General features: G+C 65.4%; 18 protein-coding genes. 12 read left to right on the top strand and 6 right to left on the bottom strand.

The window, feature by feature from the left end; genetic code table 11:
• Positions 1-18: 18 nt before the first annotated feature.
• The gene (locus NX773_RS20905) at positions 19-537 is read right to left on the bottom strand and encodes a Spy/CpxP family protein refolding chaperone (protein ID WP_258858207.1); all 519 of its coding nucleotides are present in this window, start codon (positions 535-537) and stop codon (positions 19-21) included.
• 200 nt (positions 538-737) lie between these two features.
• On the opposite strand from NX773_RS20905, the gene NX773_RS20910 reads away from it, so the two are divergent.
• From NX773_RS20910 to NX773_RS20930, 5 genes are all read left to right on the top strand, one after another.
• A complete protein-coding gene (locus NX773_RS20910; protein ID WP_258823173.1) occupies positions 738-1,466 on the top strand; it encodes a response regulator in 729 nt (242 codons plus the stop codon).
• Positions 1,467-1,468: 2 nt separating this feature from the next.
• The gene (locus NX773_RS20915) at positions 1,469-2,827 is read left to right on the top strand and encodes an ATP-binding protein (protein WP_258858329.1); all 1,359 of its coding nucleotides are present in this window, start codon (positions 1,469-1,471) and stop codon (positions 2,825-2,827) included.
• 119 nt (positions 2,828-2,946) lie between these two features.
• The gene (locus tag NX773_RS20920) at positions 2,947-4,146 is read left to right on the top strand and encodes an efflux RND transporter periplasmic adaptor subunit (RefSeq protein WP_258858208.1); all 1,200 of its coding nucleotides are present in this window, start codon (positions 2,947-2,949) and stop codon (positions 4,144-4,146) included.
• Positions 4,143-7,268 carry an efflux RND transporter permease subunit gene (locus NX773_RS20925; RefSeq protein ID WP_258858209.1) on the top strand — a complete coding sequence of 1,042 codons (3,126 nt, stop codon included), beginning with the start codon at positions 4,143-4,145 and terminating at the stop codon, positions 7,266-7,268. The genes NX773_RS20920 and NX773_RS20925 overlap by 4 nt, the downstream gene beginning before the upstream one ends.
• A gap of 197 nt (positions 7,269-7,465) precedes the next feature.
• A complete protein-coding gene (locus NX773_RS20930) occupies positions 7,466-8,350 on the top strand; it encodes a hypothetical protein (RefSeq protein WP_258858210.1) in 885 nt (294 codons plus the stop codon).
• A gap of 200 nt (positions 8,351-8,550) precedes the next feature.
• On the opposite strand, the gene hemB is transcribed toward NX773_RS20930, so the two are convergent.
• Positions 8,551-9,564: a porphobilinogen synthase gene (gene hemB, locus NX773_RS20935; protein ID WP_258858211.1), complete on the bottom strand. Its 1,014-nt coding sequence runs from the start codon at positions 9,562-9,564 to the stop codon at positions 8,551-8,553.
• A gap of 21 nt (positions 9,565-9,585) precedes the next feature.
• Entirely contained in the window at positions 9,586-10,311 is a 726-nt protein-coding gene (gene yihA / locus NX773_RS20940) for a ribosome biogenesis GTP-binding protein YihA/YsxC (protein WP_258858212.1), read from the bottom strand.
• A gap of 153 nt (positions 10,312-10,464) precedes the next feature.
• Here yihA and NX773_RS20945 point away from each other — a divergent pair, with 153 nt between their 5' ends.
• The 6 genes from NX773_RS20945 to NX773_RS20970 all read left to right on the top strand — a co-directional run bounded on the left by NX773_RS20945 (position 10,465) and on the right by NX773_RS20970 (position 17,302).
• A complete protein-coding gene (locus NX773_RS20945; protein ID WP_258858213.1) occupies positions 10,465-11,127 on the top strand; it encodes a c-type cytochrome in 663 nt (220 codons plus the stop codon).
• Positions 11,128-11,227: 100 nt separating this feature from the next.
• A complete protein-coding gene (locus NX773_RS20950) occupies positions 11,228-13,315 on the top strand; it encodes a cytochrome c biogenesis protein ResB (RefSeq protein WP_258858214.1) in 2,088 nt (695 codons plus the stop codon).
• A 29-nt stretch (positions 13,316-13,344) separates the two neighbouring features.
• Positions 13,345-14,502, top strand: coding sequence for a c-type cytochrome biogenesis protein CcsB (ccsB, locus tag NX773_RS20955; RefSeq protein ID WP_258858215.1), 1,158 nt, complete (start codon positions 13,345-13,347; stop codon positions 14,500-14,502).
• Between the two features lie 82 nt (positions 14,503-14,584).
• Positions 14,585-15,559: a protein-methionine-sulfoxide reductase catalytic subunit MsrP gene (gene msrP, locus NX773_RS20960; RefSeq protein ID WP_258858216.1), complete on the top strand. Its 975-nt coding sequence runs from the start codon at positions 14,585-14,587 to the stop codon at positions 15,557-15,559.
• Positions 15,560-15,561: 2 nt separating this feature from the next.
• Positions 15,562-16,176, top strand: coding sequence for a protein-methionine-sulfoxide reductase heme-binding subunit MsrQ (gene msrQ, locus NX773_RS20965; RefSeq protein WP_258858217.1), 615 nt, complete (start codon positions 15,562-15,564; stop codon positions 16,174-16,176).
• A gap of 43 nt (positions 16,177-16,219) precedes the next feature.
• Positions 16,220-17,302, top strand: coding sequence for an Rpn family recombination-promoting nuclease/putative transposase (locus tag NX773_RS20970; protein ID WP_258858218.1), 1,083 nt, complete (start codon positions 16,220-16,222; stop codon positions 17,300-17,302).
• 37 nt (positions 17,303-17,339) lie between these two features.
• Here NX773_RS20970 and lysA read toward each other — a convergent pair whose 3' ends face one another.
• Positions 17,340-18,617, bottom strand: coding sequence for a diaminopimelate decarboxylase (lysA, locus tag NX773_RS20975; protein ID WP_258858219.1), 1,278 nt, complete (start codon positions 18,615-18,617; stop codon positions 17,340-17,342).
• Between the two features lie 2 nt (positions 18,618-18,619).
• The gene (lptM, locus tag NX773_RS23580) at positions 18,620-18,856 is read right to left on the bottom strand and encodes an LPS translocon maturation chaperone LptM (protein ID WP_370662273.1); all 237 of its coding nucleotides are present in this window, start codon (positions 18,854-18,856) and stop codon (positions 18,620-18,622) included.
• A gap of 46 nt (positions 18,857-18,902) precedes the next feature.
• Here lptM and cyaY point away from each other — a divergent pair, with 46 nt between their 5' ends.
• Positions 18,903-19,235, top strand: a complete 333-nt coding sequence (gene cyaY / locus NX773_RS20985; RefSeq protein WP_258858220.1) for an iron donor protein CyaY — start codon at positions 18,903-18,905, stop codon at positions 19,233-19,235.
• Between the two features lie 160 nt (positions 19,236-19,395).
• Here cyaY and NX773_RS20990 read toward each other — a convergent pair whose 3' ends face one another.
• Positions 19,396-21,753, bottom strand: coding sequence for a penicillin-binding protein 1A (locus tag NX773_RS20990; protein WP_258858221.1), 2,358 nt, complete (start codon positions 21,751-21,753; stop codon positions 19,396-19,398).
• Positions 21,754-21,932: the final 179 nt, after the last annotated feature.

Consider the following 21,932-nt stretch of genomic DNA (forward strand, 5'->3'; position numbering starts at 1 on the left):
CTGCGCGGGCGCTTCCGGTCAGCCGCGCATCATGCCCGGCCGGTGCTGGCCGTGCATGCCGTGGTGCTCGCCCATGGCGCGGCGGGTCTGCTCGTCGAATACCTTCTTCTGCTCCGGATTCAGGGTCGAGTAGAAGGTGTTCAGGGCCGCCTGGCGCGACTCCATGCGCGCCGTGCGCTGCTTGGAGAACTCGATCATTTTCTGCATGCGCTCCGGCGCCGACAGGTTTGCGAACGCGGCGCGATCCGGATGCGGCTGGCGCTCGGCCGGCTTCATCGACGCCACGAAGGTGTTCCATGCCTGCTCCTGCGCGCCCGACAGCTTGAGCGCGTCGTGCAGCTGCTGCTGGCGCTGCGCGCGATGCTCGGCCATCTTGGCCTGGAACTCGGCGCGCTTGGCCTGACGCTGTTCCGGGCTCATTTGCTGGTGCTGGTGCGGGCCCTGGGGCGCCTGCGCCTGCTCTTCGGCAGCGAATGCGGCGCCACCCAGCGTCAGTGCCGCCAGCGCGATCAGGACGTTCTTGCGTACGTTGTTCATGGTGTTTCCTCTTTCAGTATGAGAGTCAGGTGGGTGTGCATTCAACTGCTCGCTGCACGGAACCTATGATTACTGAACGCTGTATCCGGGGCATTTCCGGTGTCCCATACTTTGTATCAATTTGTTTCGACCGCCACCGCATATACAAGCCGATACAAACCCGCTGTTCAGGCCCTTGTTTAATAAGGATAATTGAGGCTATGGACACTCCCTCTACGATCCTCATTGTCGACGACGACCGCGACATCCGCACGCTCCTGGCCGACTACCTGGAGTCGAACGGCTACCGCGCCCTGGCCGCTGCCGACGGTGGCGCGATGTGGAAGATCCTCGACGAGTCGCGCCCGGACCTGATCGTGCTCGACCTGAACCTGCCCGGCGACGACGGCCTGACCCTGTGCCGCAAGCTGCGCGCGCACTCGACCCTGCCGGTCATCATGCTCACCGCCCGTAACGAGCCGCTCGACCGCATCCTTGGCCTGGAAATGGGCGCGGACGACTATCTGCCCAAACCGTTCGAGCCGCGCGAACTGCTGGCGCGCATCCGCAGCGTGCTGCGCCGCTCGCATGCGATGCCGCCCAACGCCGCCGCCGACAACGTGCAGCAAATGAAGTTTTCGGGCTGGACGCTCGACCTGACCGCGCGCCACCTGGTCAACCCGCAAGGCGTGGTCATCATGCTCTCGGGCGCCGAGTTCCGCCTGCTGCGTGTGTTCCTCGAACATCCCAACCGCGTGCTCAACCGCGATCAATTGCTCAACCTCACCCAGGGCCGCGACGCCGACCCGTTCGACCGCTCGATCGACATCCAGATCAGCCGCTTGCGGCAGAAGCTGGGCGAAGACGCGCGCATGCCGCAGATTATCAAGACGGTGCGTAACGGCGGTTACGTGCTGGCCGGCCAGGTGACGGTGGAGCCGTCCGCGTGAAGGTGCGCGCGTTCTTCGGCTCGATGACGGGCCGCGTGTTCGCCACCTTGCTGCTGGGCGTGCTCAGTTCGGCCGCGCTGACCCAGCTCGCCGCAGACGCCGAGCGCCAGCGCGTGCTCGAGCAGCTGCGATATAACAACCAGCTCGAACGTTCCGAGCAGCTGATCATGGCCACCGAGATCGTGCCGGCTTCCGCGCGCCACGCCTATCTCGCCGTGGCCAACCGGCCTGGCCTGAAGCTGGACGTGGGCGGGCCGCTGCCGGCCGCGCCGCACCGCACCGAATTTGCCAGCTCGCTGGCTTCGCGCCTGGGCAAGGGCTACCAGGTGGACTCGTCCACGGTGCGCCCGCCCATGTGCGACCTGCCGCACCAGCAGCCGGCACTGTATGGCCTCTTGAGCCTGGAGTGGCACGGCTCCTGCGAGAACATCAACGTGCGCCTGCGCGACGGCGAACAGCTGCGCCTGGCCGTGCTGCCGCCGCGCGCCCCGGCCGGGCCGCGCACCGAGTTCGGCTGGATCATCATCCTGTTCCTGGTGTCGATCGGCTTTCTCGCCTACCTCGTCGCGCGCATGACCACGCGCCCGCTCAAGCAGCTGGCGCAGGCCGCCAAGGACCTGGGCCAGGACATCAACCACGCCCCGCTCGAACTGGCCGGCGCCAGCGAGATCCGCCAGGCCAGCGCCGCCTTCAACGCCATGCAGGCGCGCATTCGCCAGTACATCTTCCAGCGCACCCAGATGCTGGCGGCGATCACGCACGACCTGCAGACGCCGCTCACGCGCATGCGTCTGCGGCTGGAGAAGGTCGGCGACGCCGAGCTGCAGGAGCGCCTGATCGGCGACCTGTCGGCGATGCAGGAGATGGTGCGCGAGGGCCTGGTGCTCGCGCGCAGCATGGACACCACCGAGACCATGCAGATGCTCGACCTCGATTCGCTGCTCGATTCGGTGTGCTCGGACGCCGTCGATGCCAATCAGCGCGTCACCCTGTCCGGCCAGGCCGGCATGGCGCTGCTGGGCCGCCCGCTCGACCTGCGGCGCTGCCTGGTCAACCTGATCGACAACGCCGTCAAGTACGGCCAGCAGGCCACGGTCACGGTCGACCGCGTGAAGGGCGCGGCGCGCATCCGCATCCGCGACAGCGGCCCCGGCATCGATGCGGACCAGCTGGCGCGCGTGTTCGAGCCGTTCTACCGCATCGAAGGCTCGCGCTCGCGCGAGTCGGGCGGCACCGGCCTTGGCCTGACGATCGCCCGCAACATCGCCGAGCAGCACGGCGGCAGCATCGCGCTGGCCAACGCCGCCGGCGGCGGGCTCGAGGCGACCCTCATGCTGCCGGAGTACTACCCCGGCAAATAACAGACAGAGAGAGCGGTGTGTGACAATGCCGGGCAGGCCCCGGTGTTGGCCGCACTGGACAGAAACATCAGAGAGAGACAAGGCAGGCATCCGCCGGCAGCGGCGGACCAGGGACAGGAATGAAAAAGAAAAACCTCGGACTCATCATCGGCGCAGCGTTTGTGGTCGGCTTCACCGGTTGGTACTTCAATCAGGGCTCGGGCGCGCATGCGCAGGGCGACATCCCTCCCAAAGGGGCGAAGGGCGTGCAGCCGCCGGTGACCGTCAACGTGGTCCCGGCACGGCGCCAGGACGTGGGCGTGGAAGTGGTATCGAATGGCACCGTCACGCCGCTGCGTACCGTGGACCTGCACCCGCAGACCACCAGCACCATCCGTACCGTGCACATCAAGGAAGGCCAGTTCGTCAAGGCCGGCCAGCTGATGTTCTCGCTGGACGACCGCGCCGACCGCGCCAACGTGGACAAGGCGCAGGCACAGGTCGCGCGCGACCAGGCATCGCTGGCCGACCTCGAGCGCCAGTACAAGCGCAGCCAGGAACTGTTCGCGCAAAAGTTCATCGCCCAGAGCGCGGTCGATTCGCTGCACAGCCAGGTCGACGCGGCGCGCGCGCTGCTCAAGGCCGACATGGCCGCGGCCAAGGCCAGCCACGTGAACGCCAGCTACACCGAGATTCGCGCGCCGATGGCGGGCCGCGTGGGCGCCATCAACGTGTTCCCGGGCAGCCTGGTGCAGCTGTCCACGTCGCTCACCACGGTCACCCAGCTTGACCCGATCACGGTCGCGTTCACGCTGCCGGAATCGAGCCTGGGCGCACTGCTCGACGCCCAGAGGAACGGCAAGGTCGAGGTCGAGGCGCGCGCCGGCAGCGACGGCAAGCCGGTCAAGGGCTACCTGTCCTTCATCGACAACATGGTGGACCCGACCGCCGGCACGATCCGCGTGAAGGCGGAGTTCAGCAACGCCGACACCCAGCTTTGGCCGGGCCAGTACGTCAACACCCGCGTGACCGTGCGCACCCTGAAGGACGCGATCGTGGTGCCGCAGAACGCGATCATCACCAACGCCAAGGGCACCTGGGTGTACGTGGTCGAGCAGGACAGCACGGCGAAGATGGTCCCGGTGAGCCGCGTGTACGCGTTCGGCGTGTTTGCGGCGGTGACGGGCCTGACCGGCAGCGAGAAGGTCATCACCGAGGGCAAGCAGAACCTGCGCCCGGGCGGCAAGGTGCGCCTGGCAGGCGGCGCCGAGGGCGACGGCGCCGGCAAGGGCCGCGCGGCCAAGCCGGCCGGCAAGGGCGGGAAGGACCAGCAGGCATGAACCTGTCCGAACTGTGCATCCGCCGCCCGGTGATGGTGGTGCTGCTGTCGATCAGCCTGATCCTGGTCGGCATCCTGGCCTATGCCCACATCCCGGTGGCGGCGCTGCCGAGCTATAACACGCCGGTCATCAACGTCAACGCCAACCTCGCCGGCGCCAGCCCCGAGACCATGGCCTCGTCGGTCGCGCTGCCCCTGGAGAAGGCGTTTTCGACGATCGCCGGCATCGACATGATCACCTCCACCAGCACCCAGGGCAATACCTCGCTGACGCTGGAGTTCGACACCTCGATCGACGTCAACGCCGCCGCGGTGGACGTGCAGGCCGCGCTGCTCGGCGCGCAGCGCCAGCTGCCGCAGGAGATGACGGACGTGCCATCCTACCGCAAGGTCAACCCGGCCGATGCGCCGGTGCTGTTCATGACGATGACCTCGCCGTCGATGAACCTGTCCGAACTGGACGACTATGCCGAGAACCTGGTGGCGCCGGCCCTGTCCACGCTGCCCGGCGTGGCGCAGGTGTCGGTCAACGGCGGCAAGAAGTTCGCGGTGCGCGTGCGTGCCCGCACCGAGCAGATGAATGCCCGGAACATCACGATGGACGAGCTGGCCACCGCGCTGCGCTCGGCCAACTCGAACACGCCGCTGGGTATCCTCGACGGTCCCGAGCAGAGCCTGACCATTCAGGGCAACGCCCAGCTGCAGCGCGCCGCCGACTTCGCCGACCTGATCATCGCCACCCGCAACGGCCAGCCGGTGCGCCTGAAGGACGTGGCCGACGTGCAGGACAGCTACCAGTCGGTGAAGGCGGCCGGCATGTACAACGGCGAGCGCTCGATCGTGCTGCTGCTGCAGCGCCAGCCCAACGCCAACACGGTGCAGGTGGTCGATGCGGTGCGCCAGCTCCTGCCGCGCTTCCAGTCGCAGCTGCCGTCCTCGATCAAGATCAATCTGGTCAACGACCGCTCGGTCTCGATCCGCGAGGCGATCCACGACGTGAACATGACGCTGGCGCTGACCGTGGCGCTGGTGGTGCTGGTGATCTTCCTGTTCCTGCACCGCGTGGCCGCGACCTTCATCCCGGCCGTCACAATGCCGATTTCGCTGCTGGGCGCGTTGTCGCTGCTGTTCTGGCTCGGCTACAGCCTCGATAACATCTCGCTCTTGGGCATTACGCTGGCGGTGGGCCTGGTGGTGGACGACGCGATCGTGGTGCTCGAGAACATCGTGCGCCACATCGAAATGGGCAAGAAGCCGCTCAAGGCCGCGCTGGAAGGCTCGCGCGAGATGGGCTTTACCATCATCTCGATCTCGATCTCGCTGGTGGCGGTGTTCATCCCGATCTTCTTCATGCCGGGCGTGATCGGCCTGATGTTCCACGAGTTCGCGGTGATCGTCGGCCTGTCGATCCTGGTGTCGGCCGTGGTCTCGCTGACGCTGGTGCCGATGCTGGCCTCGCGCCTGCTGCCGGCGCACAGCGGCCACGAGGAGCAGCAGCTGTCCGCGGTGGGCCGCTGGTTCGAGGCTGCCTTCAACAAACTGCGCGACGGCTATGCGCGCACGCTCGACATCGCGCTCGCGCACCGCAACGTGGTGCTGCTGCTGGCGCTGGGCACGTTCGCGCTCACGGTGGTGCTGTACACGACCATCCCCAAAGGCTTCTTCCCCGAGGAAGACCTGGGCCAGATCCGTGTGACCACCGAGGCCGCCGAGGACATCTCGTCGCGCGGCCTGCTGGCGCTGCAGGAGAAGGTGGCGGCCATCATCCAGGCCGATCCCGCGGTGCAGGACGTGACCTCGTTCACGGGCGGCGGCAACGGTGGGCGCATGTTCCTGGTCCTGAAACCGCGCAGCCAGCGCGACAAGATGCCGCAGGTGCTGGACCGCCTGCGCAAGCAGACGCGCAAGGTGGCCGGCATCTCGGTGTACCTGGCGCCGGTGCAGAACCTGCAGCTGGGCGGGCGTCCGTCCAAGAGCCGCTACCAGTACACGCTGCAGAGCGTGTCCGGCGGCGAGATCAGCGGCTGGGCCAACCAGTTCATGGAGCGCATGCGCAACAACCCGATCTTCCGCGACGTGACCAGCGACGCCCAGAACAAGGGCCTGCAGGCGTCGCTCGACATCGACCGCGACAAGGCCAACCTGCTGGGCGTGCAGATGTCGGACGTGCGCTCGGCGCTGTACGCCGCGTTCGGCGAGCGCCAGGTCTCGACCATCTACTCGACCGCGGCCAGCTACTACGTGATCCTGGAAGCGGCCGACGCCGACCGCCAGTTCGACGACGCAATCGCGCGCATCTCGGTGCGCTCGAAGAACGGCCAGCTGGTGCAGCTGTCGTCGCTGGCAACGATCAAGCGCACCGTCGGCCCGCTGGCGGTCAACCACCAGGGCCAGCTGCAGGCGATCACGCTGTCGTTCAACCTGGCGCCGGATGTGCCGCTGGGCGACGCGACAAGAGCGATCGAAGAGATGGGCCGCGACATGAAGCTGCCGGCCTCGATCATCACCAAGTACGGCGGCGACGCCGCGGTGTTCCAGGATTCGCAGTCGAGCCAGCTGATCCTGATCGTGGCCGCGGTCGGCGTCATTTACGTGCTGCTGGGCGTGCTGTACGAAAGCTTCATCCACCCGATCACGATCCTGGCCGGCCTGCCGTCGGCCGCGGTGGGCGCGCTGCTGACCCTGCGCCTGTTCGGGCTGGACCTGACGATGATCGCGATCATCGGCATCCTGATGCTGATCGGGATTGTGAAGAAGAACGCGATCATGATGATCGACTTCGCCCTGGACGCCCAGCGCAACCAGGGAATGAAGCCGGCCGCGGCGATCCGCGAGGCCTGCGTGCTGCGCTTCAGGCCGATTTTGATGACGACCATGGCCGCGCTGATGGGCGCGCTGCCGATCGCGCTGGGCCTGGGCGCCGGCGCCGAGCTGCGCCAGCCGCTGGGCCTGGCCGTGTGCGGCGGCCTGATCTTCTCGCAAGTGATCACGCTGTACATCACGCCGGTGATCTACCTGTTCCTCGACCGCTACAGCGGGTCCGGCCCGATGACGGACGCGCAACTGGCAAAACTGGAACAGCCCGCGCCGCAGCCGCAGCCGGTCCTGCACGCGGCCGCCTGAGCCCGTGCCTGCCGCCCGTCCTTGTCGCGACGGGCGGCGCGCCGACACAAAACCGAAACAATCTGTAACAGTGGTCAAGACCGACTGCCGGTAAGCTTTGCGCTGCAACACAGCCGTGCACGTACGGTCTAAACCGTATAGACTGCCGCATTGGCCGTGGCACCTTGTTTTCCGGCCCTTTACAGACTGTAACCATTTTGCGCGATCATTCCCATTTCTCCGTCGATAACGGCGATGTCTGCTCGCATTGCGGCCAGCCGCTGCGCACAGCGCAGCCCAGCTACGGGGAGCGCCGCACCAGCCGCACGGGCCTGATCGTCACCATCCTGCTGCACCTGCTGCTGGTCGTGATCTACCTGTACCAGCCCAAGACCTTCCTCAAGCGCGTGGGGTCCGCCGGCCAGCCCGAGATCATGTACATCACGCCAAGCAAGCCCAAGCCGCAAGAGCAGGCGCCGCGCAAGACGCCGAAGGTCACCAAGCCCAAGTCCGCGCCCGAGCGCGTGCAGGTACAGCGCCTGCCCAACACCATCACGCTGCCGCACGAAAAGCCGAAGCCGGTCGAGACGCCCAAGCCCGAGGCCAAGCGCGAGCCGATCCCCGAGAACATGGACATGCAGGCCTTCATCGAGGCGCGCCGCAAGCAGCGCGGGGCGCAGGCGCCGAGCAATGCCACCGAAGAGAGCGACGACGCGCGCGGCATGCGCAATGCGCTCGCCAACATCGCCTCGGTCAACGCGCGCGGCGCGGACGACCGCAACGAGACCGGCGGCGTGTTCTCGGTCACCAACAAGACGTTTGCGAGCGCCACGGTCAAGTTCCGTGGCTGGAACCCCAACTTCAAGCGCCGCTGGCTGACGCAGGTGAACGTGGAGCTGGGCAGCGAGCGCGACATCGAGACGGCGATCGTCAAGAAGATGATCGAGCTGATCCGCAAGGAAAAGACCGGCGACTTCGAATGGGACTCGCACCGTCTGAACCGGGTAGTGACGATGAGCGCACGGCCGCAGGATACCGAGGCGCTGATGGCCTTCCTGTACAAGGAGATGTTCCCGGAGTACAAGCCGCCGAAGCAGAACTAGTTCCGCTCACGGTTGCTACGTCGTCCCCGCGGAGGCGGGGACCCATGCTGAGTACGCAGTCTTGCTGCGTTATAGAGTCCACCTGCTCGAACGGTCTATGGGTTCCCGCCAAGGCGGACGGCGAGTCCGGGAACGACGGGCGAAAGCTAACAATAAAAAACCGCGCCTTGGCGCGGTTTTTTGTTTGAGCTGCTGGCCGATCAGCCGGCTTTGAGCTTGCGCGCAATATCCAGCGCAAAGTAGGTCAGCACACCGTCCGCGCCGGCGCGCTTGAACGCCATCATCGACTCCATCATCACCTTGTCGTGGTCCAGCCAGCCGTTCTGCGCGGCGGCCTTGAGCATCGCGTACTCGCCGCTGACCTGGTAGGCGTAGGTCGGCACCTTGAACTCGTCCTTCACGCGGCGCACCACGTCCAGGTAGGGCATGCCGGGCTTGACCATCACCATGTCCGCGCCTTCGGCCAGATCCAGCGCCACTTCGCGCAGCGCCTCGTTGCTGTTGGCCGGGTCCATCTGGTAGGTGTTCTTGTCGGCCTTGCCCAGGTTGGCCGCCGAGCCGACCGCGTCGCGGAACGGGCCGTAGAACGCCGACGCGTACTTGGCCGAGTAGGCCATGATGCGGGTGTGGATGAAGCCTTGCTGCTCCAGCGCGGTGCGGATGGTGCCGATGCGCCCGTCCATCATGTCCGACGGCGCCACCACGTCCACGCCCGCCTCGGCCTGCGCCAGCGCCTGGCGCGTCAGCATCGCCACGGTGCGCTCGTTCATGATGTAGCCGGTGGTCTCGTCCGGCAGGCCGTCCTGGCCGTGCGTGGTGTAGGGGTCGAGCGCCACGTCGGTCAGGATGCCCAGCTCCGGGAAGTTGCGCTTCAGTTCACGCACGGCGCGCGGCACCAGCCCGTTGGGGTTGGTCGCCTCGATGCCGTCGTAGGTCTTGAGCGACTGGTCGATCACCGGGAACAGCGCCAGCACCGGGATGCCCAGCGCCACGCATTCTTCCGCCACCTTCATCAACAGGTCCACCGACACGCGCTCCACGCCCGGCATTGAGGCAACCTGCTGGCGCTGGTTGACGCCGTCGAGGATGAACACCGGATAGATCAGGTCGTGCGCGGTGACGACGTTCTCGCGCATCAGGTTGCGCGAGAAGGGATCGCGGCGCATGCGGCGCATGCGGGCGGCGGGAAAGGCGACTGGCGTGATGATGGTCATGTTCGAGTCCTGGAAAGTTGATCAATTGGCCGGATCAGTGTCACCGTCCCGCGCAGCGGGCGGGGCGGTTTCATCGGCCTCGTCGGCGGAGAGGCCCAGCAGTTCAATGATTTTGTCGTTGGCTTGCTCCACCCCGATGCGCTTGAGCGAGGAGAACAGTTGCACGGTGAACGGAAAGCCTTCGCCTTCCTCGTCCACGTAGCTGTCGAGGATCTTTTGCGTCTGGCGCAGCGTGTTGGCCTGTTCATTGCGGTTGAGCTTGTCCGCCTTGGTCAGCAGGCAGTGGATCGGCTTGCCCGTGGGGGCGAACCATTCCAGCATCTGCACGTCCAGGTCGGTGAACGGGCGGCGCGAATCCATGATCAGCACCAGCGCGGCCAGCTGCTCGCGGCGCTGGACGTAGTCGCCCAGGAGCTTTTGCCAGTGCAGCTTGGCCGAGCCCGACACTTCGGCGTAGCCGTAGCCGGGCAGGTCCACCAGCATGGCCTCGATTTCGTCCACCCGCACCGGGTCGTGCCGGTGCTGGGCGACGTGGGCGCCGCCGATCGAGAAATAGTTGATGTGCTGGGTGCGGCCCGGCGTCTTGGACGCGAAGGCGAGGCGGTTTTGGTTGGTCAGGATGTTGATCGCCGTCGACTTGCCGGCGTTCGAGCGGCCCGCGAATGCAATCTCCGGCACATGCGTGTCCGGTAGGTCGCGCAGGTGGTTGACGGTGGTAAAAAAACGGGCTTGCCAGAGCTTGGACATGTGGGGACGAAAGAACAACAAAATGGAGCTACACGGAAACAAGCTATTGTACAATAAGGGGTTACTGACTGTTGCGACGCCTCGCAGGACGTCACCGCAAGGCCCATGCGCTGGTCAGGGTTGCAGGTTTTTTGACTCTATTAGGGTGCTTGAATGAATCGTGTGTCGTTATCGTTTTTGAAATCGTTGGTGGTTGCATCCCTGGCTGTCTCCGGCTTTGCCTGCGCAGCAGACGCGCAGCATGCCGCAGCCAAGGCCGACCCGGCCAAGGGTGCGACCCTGTTTGACTCGGGCGACGCGGCACGCGGCGTGCCGGCCTGCGCTTCCTGCCACGGCGCGGGCGGCAACTCGGCCATCGCCACCAATCCGAAGATCGGCGGCCAGTTCGAGCAGTACGTGTACAAGCAACTGGTGGACTTCACCACGCCGAACCGCAACCAGGCGATCATGACCACCTACGCCAAGGCGCTGTCGGACGACGAGAAGAAAAACATCGCCGCCTACCTGGCAACCCAGAAGCCGACGGCCGGCGCAGCGCGCAACAAGGATACCGTCGAGCTGGGCCGCAAGATCTACCGCGGCGGCATCGCCGACAAGGGCGTGGCGGCCTGCGCCAGCTGCCACGGCGCCACCGGCAGCGGCATCCCCGCCAAGTATCCGCGCCTGGCTGGCCAGCACCAGGACTACACCGTGGCCCAGCTCGAAGCATTCAAGGCTGGCGCCCGCAACAACAGCGTGGAAATGACCGCCCTGTCCAAGCGCCTGACCACCGACGAGATGAAGGCCGTGGCCGACTACGTCGCCGGCCTGAAGTAATAGCAATTCAGGCGTAAATCGAGGGGCAGCAGCGTAAGCTGGCTGCCCTTTTTGCTGTATGCTCGCGTAGTCACAACGGGCACCTTGGATGTTTTAGAGAATGAGTACCACTGGGATTGAACTGAAAACGCGGCGCCGCGGCCTTGCCGAGACGGTCGAGCTGGTCTCGTCGATGCGTTTTGCGATCAGCCTGCTCGTGATTATCGCGATCGCGGCGATCATCGGCACGGTGATGAAGCAGAACGAGCCGATGCCGAACTACATCAACCAGTTCGGGCCATTCTGGTACGAAATCTTCGGCCGCCTGGGCCTGTACGCGCTGTACTCGGCCTGGTGGTTCCTGGCGATCATGGCGGTCCTGATCGTCTCGACCGGTCTGTGCGTGCTGCGCAACACGCCCAAGATGCTGCGCGACATGCGCAGCTGGCGCGACAACGTGCGCGAGCAGTCGCTGCGCAACTTCCACCACAAAGTCGAATGGAACGCCGGGCAGGCGCCGGCCGAGCTGGCCAGCCAGGCGGCGGCGCGCCTGCAGCATGCCGGATACGGCGTGAAGGTGGTGGAAAAGGACAACGGCCTGCTGGTGGCCGCCAAGAAGGGCGCGGGCAACAAGTTCGGCTACATCTTCGCGCACACGGCCATCATCGTCATTTTGCTGGGCGGCATGCTCGACTCCGAACTGCCGATCCGCTTCCAGCAATGGTTCTTCGGCAAGACGCCGTTCAACGGCAGCGGCGTGCTGATCTCCGACGTGCCGGCCAAGCACCGCCTCGGGCTTTCCAATCCCACCTTCCGCGGCAATACCTTGATCGCCGAAGGGCAGTCGAGCCAGACGGCGATCATCCCGCAGGCGTCCGGCGTGCTGCTGCAGGACCTGCCGTTCACGATCCAGCTGAACAAGTTCATCATCGATTTCTACTCGACCGGCATGCCCAAGCTGTTCGCCAGCGAAGTGGTGATCCGCGATAACGAGACCGGCAAGACCTTCCCCGGCACGATCAAGGTCAACCAGCCGCTGATCTACAAGGGCGTGGCCATCTACCAGTCGAGCTTCGAGGACGGCGGCAGCAAGCTCAAGCTGACCGGCTACCCGATGGCGGGGCCGGACGCCAGGCCGTTCCAGCTGAACGGCGAAGTGGGCTCGTCCACCGACCTCAAGCGTGGCGACGTGTCGTATGCCGTCGAATGGTCGGGCTTCCGGCCGTTCAACGTCGAAAATATGGGCAGCAACGATGCCCGCGCCGTGGCCAAGGGCAAGTCGCTGGAAGAGCAGCTCGCCGCGAGCCTGGACAAGCATTCCGGCTCGGCCGGCAAGAACGCCAACAACAAGGACCTGAAGAACGTGGGCCCGTCGGTGCAGTACAAGCTGCGCGACGCGACCGGGCAGGCGCGCGAGTTCATGAACTACATGCAGCCGGTCACGCTCGACGGCGCCGAGGTGTTCCTGTCCGGCGTGCGCGCCAACCCCGACGACAACTTCAGCTTCCTGCGCATCCCGGCCGACGACCAGCACACCGTGCACGAGTGGATGCTGCTGCGCGCCGCGCTGGCAGACCCGGCCTTGCGCGCCGAGGCCGCCCGCCGCTACGCCGCGCGCGCGATGTCCGGCGCCACCCCGGCCGGCCTGGCCGCGCAGCTGCAGGAATCGGCGCAGCGCTCGCTTGGCATTTTTGCCGGCGACGGCCGCCAGGGCGGCTTCGTGGCCGTCTCGCGCTTCCTGGAAAAGATTCCGCCGGCCGAGCAGGAGAAGGCCGCGACGATCTTCATGAAGATGCTCAACGGCACGATGTGGGAGCTGTGGCAAGTTGCGCATGAGCACAACGGGCTGGCGCCGGTCGAGGCCAGCGAGCCGCATGGCCGCTTCCTGCAACTGGCCACCAATGCCCTGTCGGACAGCTTCTTTTACGGCGCCCCTGTCTACCTGCAGCTGGACGACTTCGTTGAGGTAAAGGCGTCGGTGCTGCAGGTGACGCGCTCGCCGGGCAAGAAAGTCGTGTACCTCGGCTGCCTGCTGCTGGTTGCGGGCGTGTTCGCGATGTTCTACATCCGCGAGCGCCGCCTGTGGATCTGGATCCGCGGCGAGACCGGCGGCAGCACGGCCCTGATGGCGATGAGCACCCAGCGCAAGACGCTCGACTTTGAACGCGAGTTCGACGACCTGAAGACGAAGCTGCCACAATCGGCGTAAGCTGTCGGTCGCGGACCCAGGAGAACAAGATGGAAATTTCGCAAACCCAAGTGAGTACCTACACCCAGGAGCCGGGCTATTTCCGGCGCCTCAATGCCATCGACTGGCTCTACGGCATTGCGCTGTTTGCCGCGGCTGGTTTCGCGCTGCACCGTTACGGCGCCTACATGGACGTGTACGAGCAGGGCATCCTGCTGGCGGCCGCCCCCACCTTTGCCGCACTCGGCTGGCACTGGAAGCCGGTGCGCTGGCTGATCCCGCTGGTGGCCCTGCTGGCGCTGGCCGCGATCGGCCTGTACGGCGGCACGCTCGACGCGGCCAACCAGAAATTCTTCCTCAAGTACATGCTGTCGAGCCAGTCCGCGATTTTGTGGATGAGCGCGCTGTTCGTGTTCTCGACCGGCTTCTACTGGCTGGGCCTGGCCACCCGCTCGCCGTTCGGCTTTGCGGTCGGCTCCAAGCTGTGCTGGGCCGCGGTCGTGATCGGCTTTACCGGCATGATGGTGCGCTGGTACGAGTCCTACCTGATCGGCAGCGACGTCGGTCACATCCCGGTGTCGAACCTGTACGAAGTGTTCATCCTGTTCTCGATGATCACCGCGATGTTTTACCTGTACTACGAGCAGCGTTACGGCACGGCCCAGCTCGGCCCGTTCGTGCTGCTGGTCATTGCGGCCGCGGTTGCTTTCCTGCTCTGGTACACGGTCTCGCGCGACGCCGCCGAGATCCAGCCGCTGGTGCCTGCGCTGCAGAGCTGGTGGATGAAGATCCACGTGCCGGCCAACTTCATCGGTTACGGCACGTTTGCCCTGGCCGCCGGCGTGGGCGCGGCCTACCTGCTCAAGTCGCACGGCATCCTGGCCGACCGCCTGCCGTCGCTGGAAGTGCTGGACGACGTGATGTACAAGGCGATCTCGGTCGGCTTCGCGTTCTTCACCGTCGCCACCATCCTCGGCGCGCTGTGGGCGGCCGAAGCCTGGGGCGGCTACTGGTCGTGGGACCCGAAGGAGACCTGGGCCCTGATCGTCTGGCTCAACTACGCCGCCTGGCTGCACATGCGCCTGATGTCCGGCCTGCGCGGGCGCGCCGCCGCGTGGTGGGCGCTGGGCGGACTGATCGTGACCACCTTCGCCTTCCTCGGCGTGAACATGTTCCTGTCGGGCCTGCATTCCTACGGCAAGCTCTGACGGGCCTGGCTGGCTTCCTGCACCACCGGCAAGAGTGGTGTAAAGTGCATTGTCCGACCTGACAATGTTGCCGGAGCCAGCCATGCTGATCAAACCTAGCCGGGGCGCGAGCGAGCCGCCCGCCTCAAGCATCACGCCGCGCGAGGTGTACGAAGCGCGGCGCGAGTTCATTGCCCGCGTGGCCGCCACCGCCGTGGCCGGCACCTCGATTTGGGAAATGGCCAACCGGCAGGCTTTCGCGCAAGGCGCTACGGCGCGGCTGGCGGCCAGGGCCAATCCGGCATTCTCGACGTCCGAAAAGCGGACCGCGTTCAAGGACGCGACCAGCTACAACAACTTCTACGAATTCGGCACCGACAAGGGCGACCCGGCCCAGAACGCGCACACCCTGCGCACCCGGCCGTGGACGGTCGCCATCGAAGGCGAGGTCAAGAAACCTTTGACCCTCGATATCGACAGCCTGCTCAAGCTGGCGTCGCTGGAAGAGCGCGTATACCGGCTGCGCTGTGTGGAAGGCTGGTCGATGGTGATCCCGTGGATCGGCTATTCGCTGTCGAACCTCATCAGGCACGTCGAGCCGCTTAGCAGCGCCAAGTACGTCGAATTCATCAGCCTGGCGGACCCGAAGCAGATGCCCGGCGTGCGCAGCGGCGTGCTCGACTGGCCCTACGTCGAGGGCCTGCGCATGGACGAGGCGATGCACCCGCTGGCCCTGCTCACGCTGGGCATGTACGGCCAGGTGCTGCCGAACCAGAACGGGGCGCCGGTGCGCGTGGTGGTGCCGTGGAAGTACGGCTTCAAGTCGGCCAAGTCGATCGTCAAGATCCGCTTCGTCAAAGAACAGCCGCGCACCTCGTGGATGGTGGCCGGTCCGAATGAGTATGGCTTCTATTCGAACGTGAACCCGAACGTGGATCATCCGCGCTGGTCGCAGGCCAGCGAGCGCCGTATCGGCGAGGACGGTTTTTTCAAACCCAAGCGCAAGACGCTCATGTTCAACGGCTACAACGAGGTCGCCTCGTTGTACGCCGGCATGGACCTGCGCAAGTTCTTCTGACGATGGCTTTCAACCCGACGCCAAGGCAAACCGCGCTGGCCAAGGCCGTCGTCTTCGTGCTGGCGCTGGCGCCCCTCGCGCGCATCGTGCTGCAGGCCGGCGACCAGACCAATCCGCTCGAATTCATCACCCACGGCACCGGCGACTGGACCTTGTACCTGCTGTGCATCACGCTCGCGGTCACGCCGGTGCGCCGGATAACGGGGCTGAACTGGCTGCTGAAGCTGCGGCGCGTGCTGGGCCTGTTCGCGTTTTTCTACGCCACGCTGCACTTCGTGACCTTCATCTGGTTCGACCATTTCTTCGACCTTGCCGCGATCTGGAAGGACGTGCGCAAGCGGCCGTTCATCACGGTCGGCTTCGCGGCCTTCGTCCTGCTGATCCCCTTGGCCGCGACCAGCACCAACGCGATGGTGCGCCGGCTCGGCGGCAAGCGCTGGCAGGCGCTGCACCGGCTCATCTACCTGATCGCGCCGCTCGGCGTGCTCCACTACTGGTGGATGAAGGCGGCCAAGAACAACATCGGCAAGCCGATGCTGTTTGCCTTGATTGTCGCGGCATTGCTGGCCGCGCGGCTGTACTGGAATCGCGCAAAAGTGCAGGCCGCGCGCGCTTGAGGCGCCACTAAACCGCTGCGTGCGGCCCGGCTAGACTGGGTCGATGTCCGCCAATCACGACCTCGGCTACAAGCAACTGTTCGCGCATCCGGAGATGGTGCGCGATCTCCTCGTGGGCTTTGCCGACCTCGATTGTTTCAGCAATCTTGAGGTGGGCGCGTTCGAGCGAGTGAACGCAAGCTACGTCAGCGAGCAATTTTCCGAGCGCCACGGCGACATGGTCTGGAAGGTGCGCTTGTCCGATCACGTCATCTACGTCTATTTGCTGCTGGAGTTCCAGTCGCGTCCGGAGCGCTGGATGGCGCTGCGGATGCAGGTCTACGTCGGATTGCTCTATCAGGATTTACTCAAGAGGCACGAAATCGATCCGTCAATTGGGCTTCCGCCTGTTCTGCCCGTCGTTTTTTACACTGGTGCAAGCGCATGGCACGCAAGTGACGAGTTGCGCAGTTTGATCGCCGAAGGGCCTGAGCAGCTAAACCGTTACCAGGCCAGCCAACGCTATCTGTTGATCGACCAGCGCCGGATCGATCCGGAGGCGCTGGCCCGGACGCGAAACCTGGTCGCAATATTGTTGAGGATCGAACTATCCGAGTCCCCGCAAGTTCTAATGGATGCGTTGGCAGTGCTTGGCGCCTGGTTGGCTGGAGAGGAGCAGGCTGCTCTTCTGCACAGCATTCTTGGCTGGATAGGGCGTCTGGACAAGGGGGGCGGGAGCGTCCCGGATGTACAACAGGTGATGGGGGAATCAGCGATGGGCGAACGATTTCAGCGCCGCTACGGGAGTCTGCTTGAAGGCGTGATCGATATATGCCGCCAGGAGGGGCTCACGCAGGGGCGCGCACAAGGACTTGCGGAAGGTCGTGCGGAAGGTCGTGCAGAAGGTCGTGCAGAAGGTCGTGCAGAAGGTCGTGCGGAGGGGCTCGAAGAAGGGATCGAAGAAGGGATTGAAGAAGGGCGAATTCTGGAAAAACGCGCAGTGCTCAAGCGCCTGCTGCTGGCGAGATTCGGAGAGGTCGGAGCGTCCGCCACGTTACGGATCGACAGCGCGAACGACGCCGAGCTCGAACGATGGATTGACCGTGTACTTGGCGCCGACAGTGTCGACGCAGTCCTGAACACCTGATTCGCCGGCGCCGCAGCCGCAGCGCCGGCCACATCACTTACCTGATGATCGTCTCCAGCGCGTACAGCTCTTCCGGCTTCTCGCGGCGGCGCACCAGGTGCACCTTGTCGCCGTCAACGATCACTTCAGCCGCGCGGCCGCGGGTGTTGTAGTTCGACGCCATCGACATGCCGTAGGCGCCGGCGGTCATCATCGCCAGCAGGTCGCCCGGCTGCACGGCCAGTTCGCGGCCGCGCGCCAGCCAGTCGCCGGACTCGCAGATCGGGCCGACCAGGTCGTAGCACAGCGCCTTGCCTTCACGCGGCGTGACCGGCTGCACCGCCATCCAGGCTTCGTACAGGGTCGGGCGCATCATGTCGTTCATCGCCGCGTCCACCACGCAGAAATTCTTTTCCTCGCCCGGCTTGAGGAACTCGATCGACATCAGCAACGCGCCGGCGTTGGCCACGATCGAGCGGCCCGGCTCGAAGATCACCTTGATCGGCTTGCCGTCGTACTTGGCGGCGCGCCAGGCGTCGATGCGCTGGAATACGCGGCCGATGTATTCGCCCACCGGCACCGGCGGCTCGTCGCCCGCCGCCCCGTAGTTCACGCCGATGCCCCCGCCAATGTCGAGGTGGTGCAGATGAATGCCCTCGGCGGCCAGCGTGTCGATCAGGTCGATCAGCTTGTCCAGCGCTTCCAGCAGCGGCGCGTCGTCCAGCAGCTGCGAGCCGATGTGGCAGTCGATGCCCGCCACTTCCAGGTGCGGCAGGCGGGCGGCGGCGCGGTAGGTGTCCAGCGCATCCGAGAACGCCACACCGAACTTGTTCGCTTTCAGGCCGGTGGAGATATAGGGGTGGGTCTTGGCGTCCACGTCCGGGTTCACGCGCAGCGACACCTTGGCGCGCTTGCCCATCTGGCCGGCCACATCGTTCAGGCGATGCAGCTCGGGGATCGACTCGACGTTGAAGCACAGGATGCCCTTGTCGAGCGCCAGCTTCATTTCCTCGACGGTTTTGCCCACGCCCGAGAAGATCACCTTGCCCGGGTCGGCTCCCGCTGCCAGCGCGCGCAGCAGTTCGCCGCCCGATACGATGTCAAAGCCCGCGCCTTCGCGTACCAGCAGGTCCAGCACCGCCAGGTTCGAGTTGGCCTTCATTGCATAGCACACCAGCGCATCGCGGCCGCGGCAGGCGTCGGCGTAGGCGTGGAAGTTTTCCAGCAGCGCGGCCTTGGAATACACATAGGTCGGGGTACCGAATTGCGCGGCAATTTGGGACAAAGGGACGCTTTCGGCGTTCAGGACGCCGTTTTGGTACGAAAAGTGCGACATGTTTACTGTTGGGTGGGGGCAGGTGTCGAGGAAACAGGGGGCAGGGAACCGGACGGTGCCTGGCCGGTGGTGGTCACGGTCGCCGGCTGCGCGCTGCCCTGCGGCGCGGCGGTGGCCGGAGCGGTGGCGGCGGGCGCGGGCTTGAGCGGCGGCGGCATGTACAGCGGGCCGGGCTGGCCGCAGCCGGCCAGCGCGGCGGCCAGCGTGGCGGCAAATGGGAGCGCAAATGCGGGCTTCACGATTGAATTAGAATCACGGTTTGATTAGCAGATCTTGGAGTGTAGCATGAGCGAAACCGAATTTTTGGACCTGGCCGATTCGACCCTGGATACGATCGAAACCGCGATGGACCGGCTGAACGACGAGGACGTGCTCGACGTCGAGTGCAAGCGCAGCGGCAATGTGCTTGAGATCGAATTCATCGCCAACGGTTCGAAAATCATCGTCAACAGCCAGGCGCCGCTGCAGGAAATGTGGGTTGCGGCGCGCGCCGGCGGCTATCACTACAAGCGCGTGGACGGCCAGTGGCGCAATACGCGCGACGATTCGGAGTTCTTTGCGGCGCTGTCGAAGCTGGCCAGCGAGCAGGGGGGGGCGCAGGTCAACATTGCCGGGTAGTTGCGCACGTTAAACAACGTCGTCCCCGCGGAGGCGGGGACCCATGCTGAGCTTGCTGGCCCGCTGCGCGCTTTCGAAGAGAGGGACACGTTCTATGGGTCCCCGCCTGCGCGGGGACGACGTTGGCGAGGGTAGCGGCGGGCGGGTTGTGTAGCTCCGGTCAGAACAGCTCGTTCCTCACCGCATCCTTCGCTTTTTGCTCCGCCTGCGTCGGTTGCGGGCCGACGTCCAGCGACTGCACGCCCGATCCCGGCGGGTTCTCCGCATAGTAGTACTCGTCGCCCACCTGCACCAGCCCCTGCGGCACCGCCCGCTCTTCCACTGGCACCGTCTTGAGCGCCTTTTGCATGTAGCCGATCCAGATCGGCAGCGCCAGGCCGCCGCCGGTTTCCTTGTTGCCCAGGTTGCGCGGCTGGTCGTAGCCGATCCACGCGATCGCCACCAGGTGCGGCTGGTAGCCGGCAAACCAGGCGTCGATCGAGTCATTGGTGGTGCCGGTCTTGCCCGCGAGGTCGGGGCGCTTGAGCATCTGGCCGGCTTTCGCCGCGGTGCCATAGCGCACCACGTCGCGCAGCATGCTGTCCATCAGGAACGCATTGCGCTCGTCGATCACGCGGTTGCTCTCCACGCCCGCCTTTTCAGGCCGCGCTTCGGACAGCACCTTGCCGTCGGCGTCCGTCACCTTGGCGATCAGGTACGGGTTGACCCGGTAGCCGCCATTGGCGAACACGGAGTACGCGCCTGCCATCTGCAGCGGCGTGGTGGCGCCGGCGCCCAGCGCCAGGGTCAGGTAGGCCGGGTTCTTGTCGGCCTCGAAGCCGAAGCGGGTCGCGTATTCCTGCCCGTAGCGCGCGCCGATCTTGTTCAGGATGCGGATCGAGACCATGTTCTTGGACTTGGTCAGCGCCCGCCGCATGGTCATCGGCCCTTCGTACTTGTTGTCGTAGTTCTTCGGTTCCCACGCCTGGCCGCCGGTCTGGCCGGCGTCGAACGAGATCGGGGCGTCGTTGATGACGGTCGCCGGCGACAGGCCGCGCTCGAGCGAGGCCGAGTAGATGAACGGCTTGAACGACGAACCCGGCTGGCGCCAGGCCTGGGTGACGTGGTTGAACTTGTTGCGATTGAAGTCGAAGCCGCCCACCAGCGCGCGGATCGCGCCGTCGTCCGGATCGGCTGCGATGAAGGCCGACTCGACTTCCGGCATCTGGGTGATGTTCCAGCTCGAGCCGCCGTCCTGCGTCACGCGGATCACCGCGCCGCGGCGGATGCGCCGGTTCGGCTGGGCCTTGTCCGACAGCCAGCCCTGTGCGAACGCCAGCCCCGGCCCGCTGATCGTGATCTCCTCGCCCGAGGCGACCACCGCGCGCACCTGCTTGGGCGAGGCCTCGAGCACGACGGCGGCGATGATGTCGTCGCTGTCCGGGTGCTCGGCCAGCTCGGCTTCGATCGCTTCGTCGGCCTCGGCACGCGACGAGGGCAGGTCGATGTAGGCCTCCGGCCCGCGGTACGGGTGGCGCCGCTCGTAGTCCATCACGCCGCGGCGCAGCGCCAGGTAGGCGGCATCCTGATCGGCCTTGGTAATGGTGGTGAACACGTTCAGGCCGCGCGTGTAGGTGTCTTCCTTGAACTGCTCATAGACCAGCTGGCGCGCCATTTCGGCCACGTACTCGGCATGCACGCCGAACGCGGTGCTGTCGGACTTGATGTGCAGCTTCTCGTTGCGGGCCTGTTCATACTGGGCGTCAGTGATGTAGCCGAGCGAGTGCATGCGCTGCAGGATGTACTGCTGGCGCGTTTTCGCGCGGGTCGGGTTGACCACCGGGTTATAGGCCGACGGCGCCTTGGGCAGGCCGGCCAGCATCGCCGCCTCGGCCACGCTGATGTCCTTCAGGTCCTTGCCGAAGTAGATCTGGGCCGCCGACTGGAAGCCGAAGGCGCGCTGGCCCAGGTAGATCTGGTTCATGTACAGCTCGAGGATCTGGTCCTTGCTCAGGTTCTTCTCGATCTTCCACGCCAAGAGCGCCTCGTAGGCCTTGCGCTTCAAGGTCTGCTCGGACGACAGGAAGAAGTTGCGCGCGACCTGCTGGGTGATGGTCGAGGCACCCTGGCGCGCGCCGCCGGTTGCGTTGTGCAGCATGGCGCGCAGGATGCCCCAGTAGTCGATGCCGCCATGCTCGTAGAAGCGGTCGTCCTCGATGGCCAGCACGGCCTTCTTCATCACGTCCGGGATGTCCTTGAAGTGGACCAGGGTGCGGCGCTCCTCGCCGAACTCACCGATCAGCACGTTGTCGGCCGTGAAGATGCGCAGCGGCATCTTCGGCCGGTAGTCGGTGATGGTGTCCAGCGCCGGCAGGTTGGGGTAGGCCATTGCCAGCGCGAACACGATCACCAGCGCGCCGACCACGCCCAGGCCGGCCAGGGCGGCCAGCAGGGTCAGGACAATTCGTTTCGGCGTGTAACGTTTGGGCTCGCCCGGACGGGGACTCGGGGGCGTCGAAGCCGGTTCCGTTGGTTTCATGCGTGAGGCTCTTTCGGCTTATTGATGCGCTTCATTATAAGTCAGGGTTATCGCAGGCGGCGCGGACTCAGCCGTTCCAGCGGCCACGCCCGAGTGTTGTCCACAGCCTGCAAACGTAAAGTTCCAGTGAAGAAATTTCTTGTGCACACACAACCTTATTGCTACGATCTCATGTAGTG

This window comes from Massilia solisilvae (assembly GCF_024753215.1).
Classification (GTDB): domain Bacteria; phylum Pseudomonadota; class Gammaproteobacteria; order Burkholderiales; family Burkholderiaceae_D; genus Telluria; species Telluria solisilvae.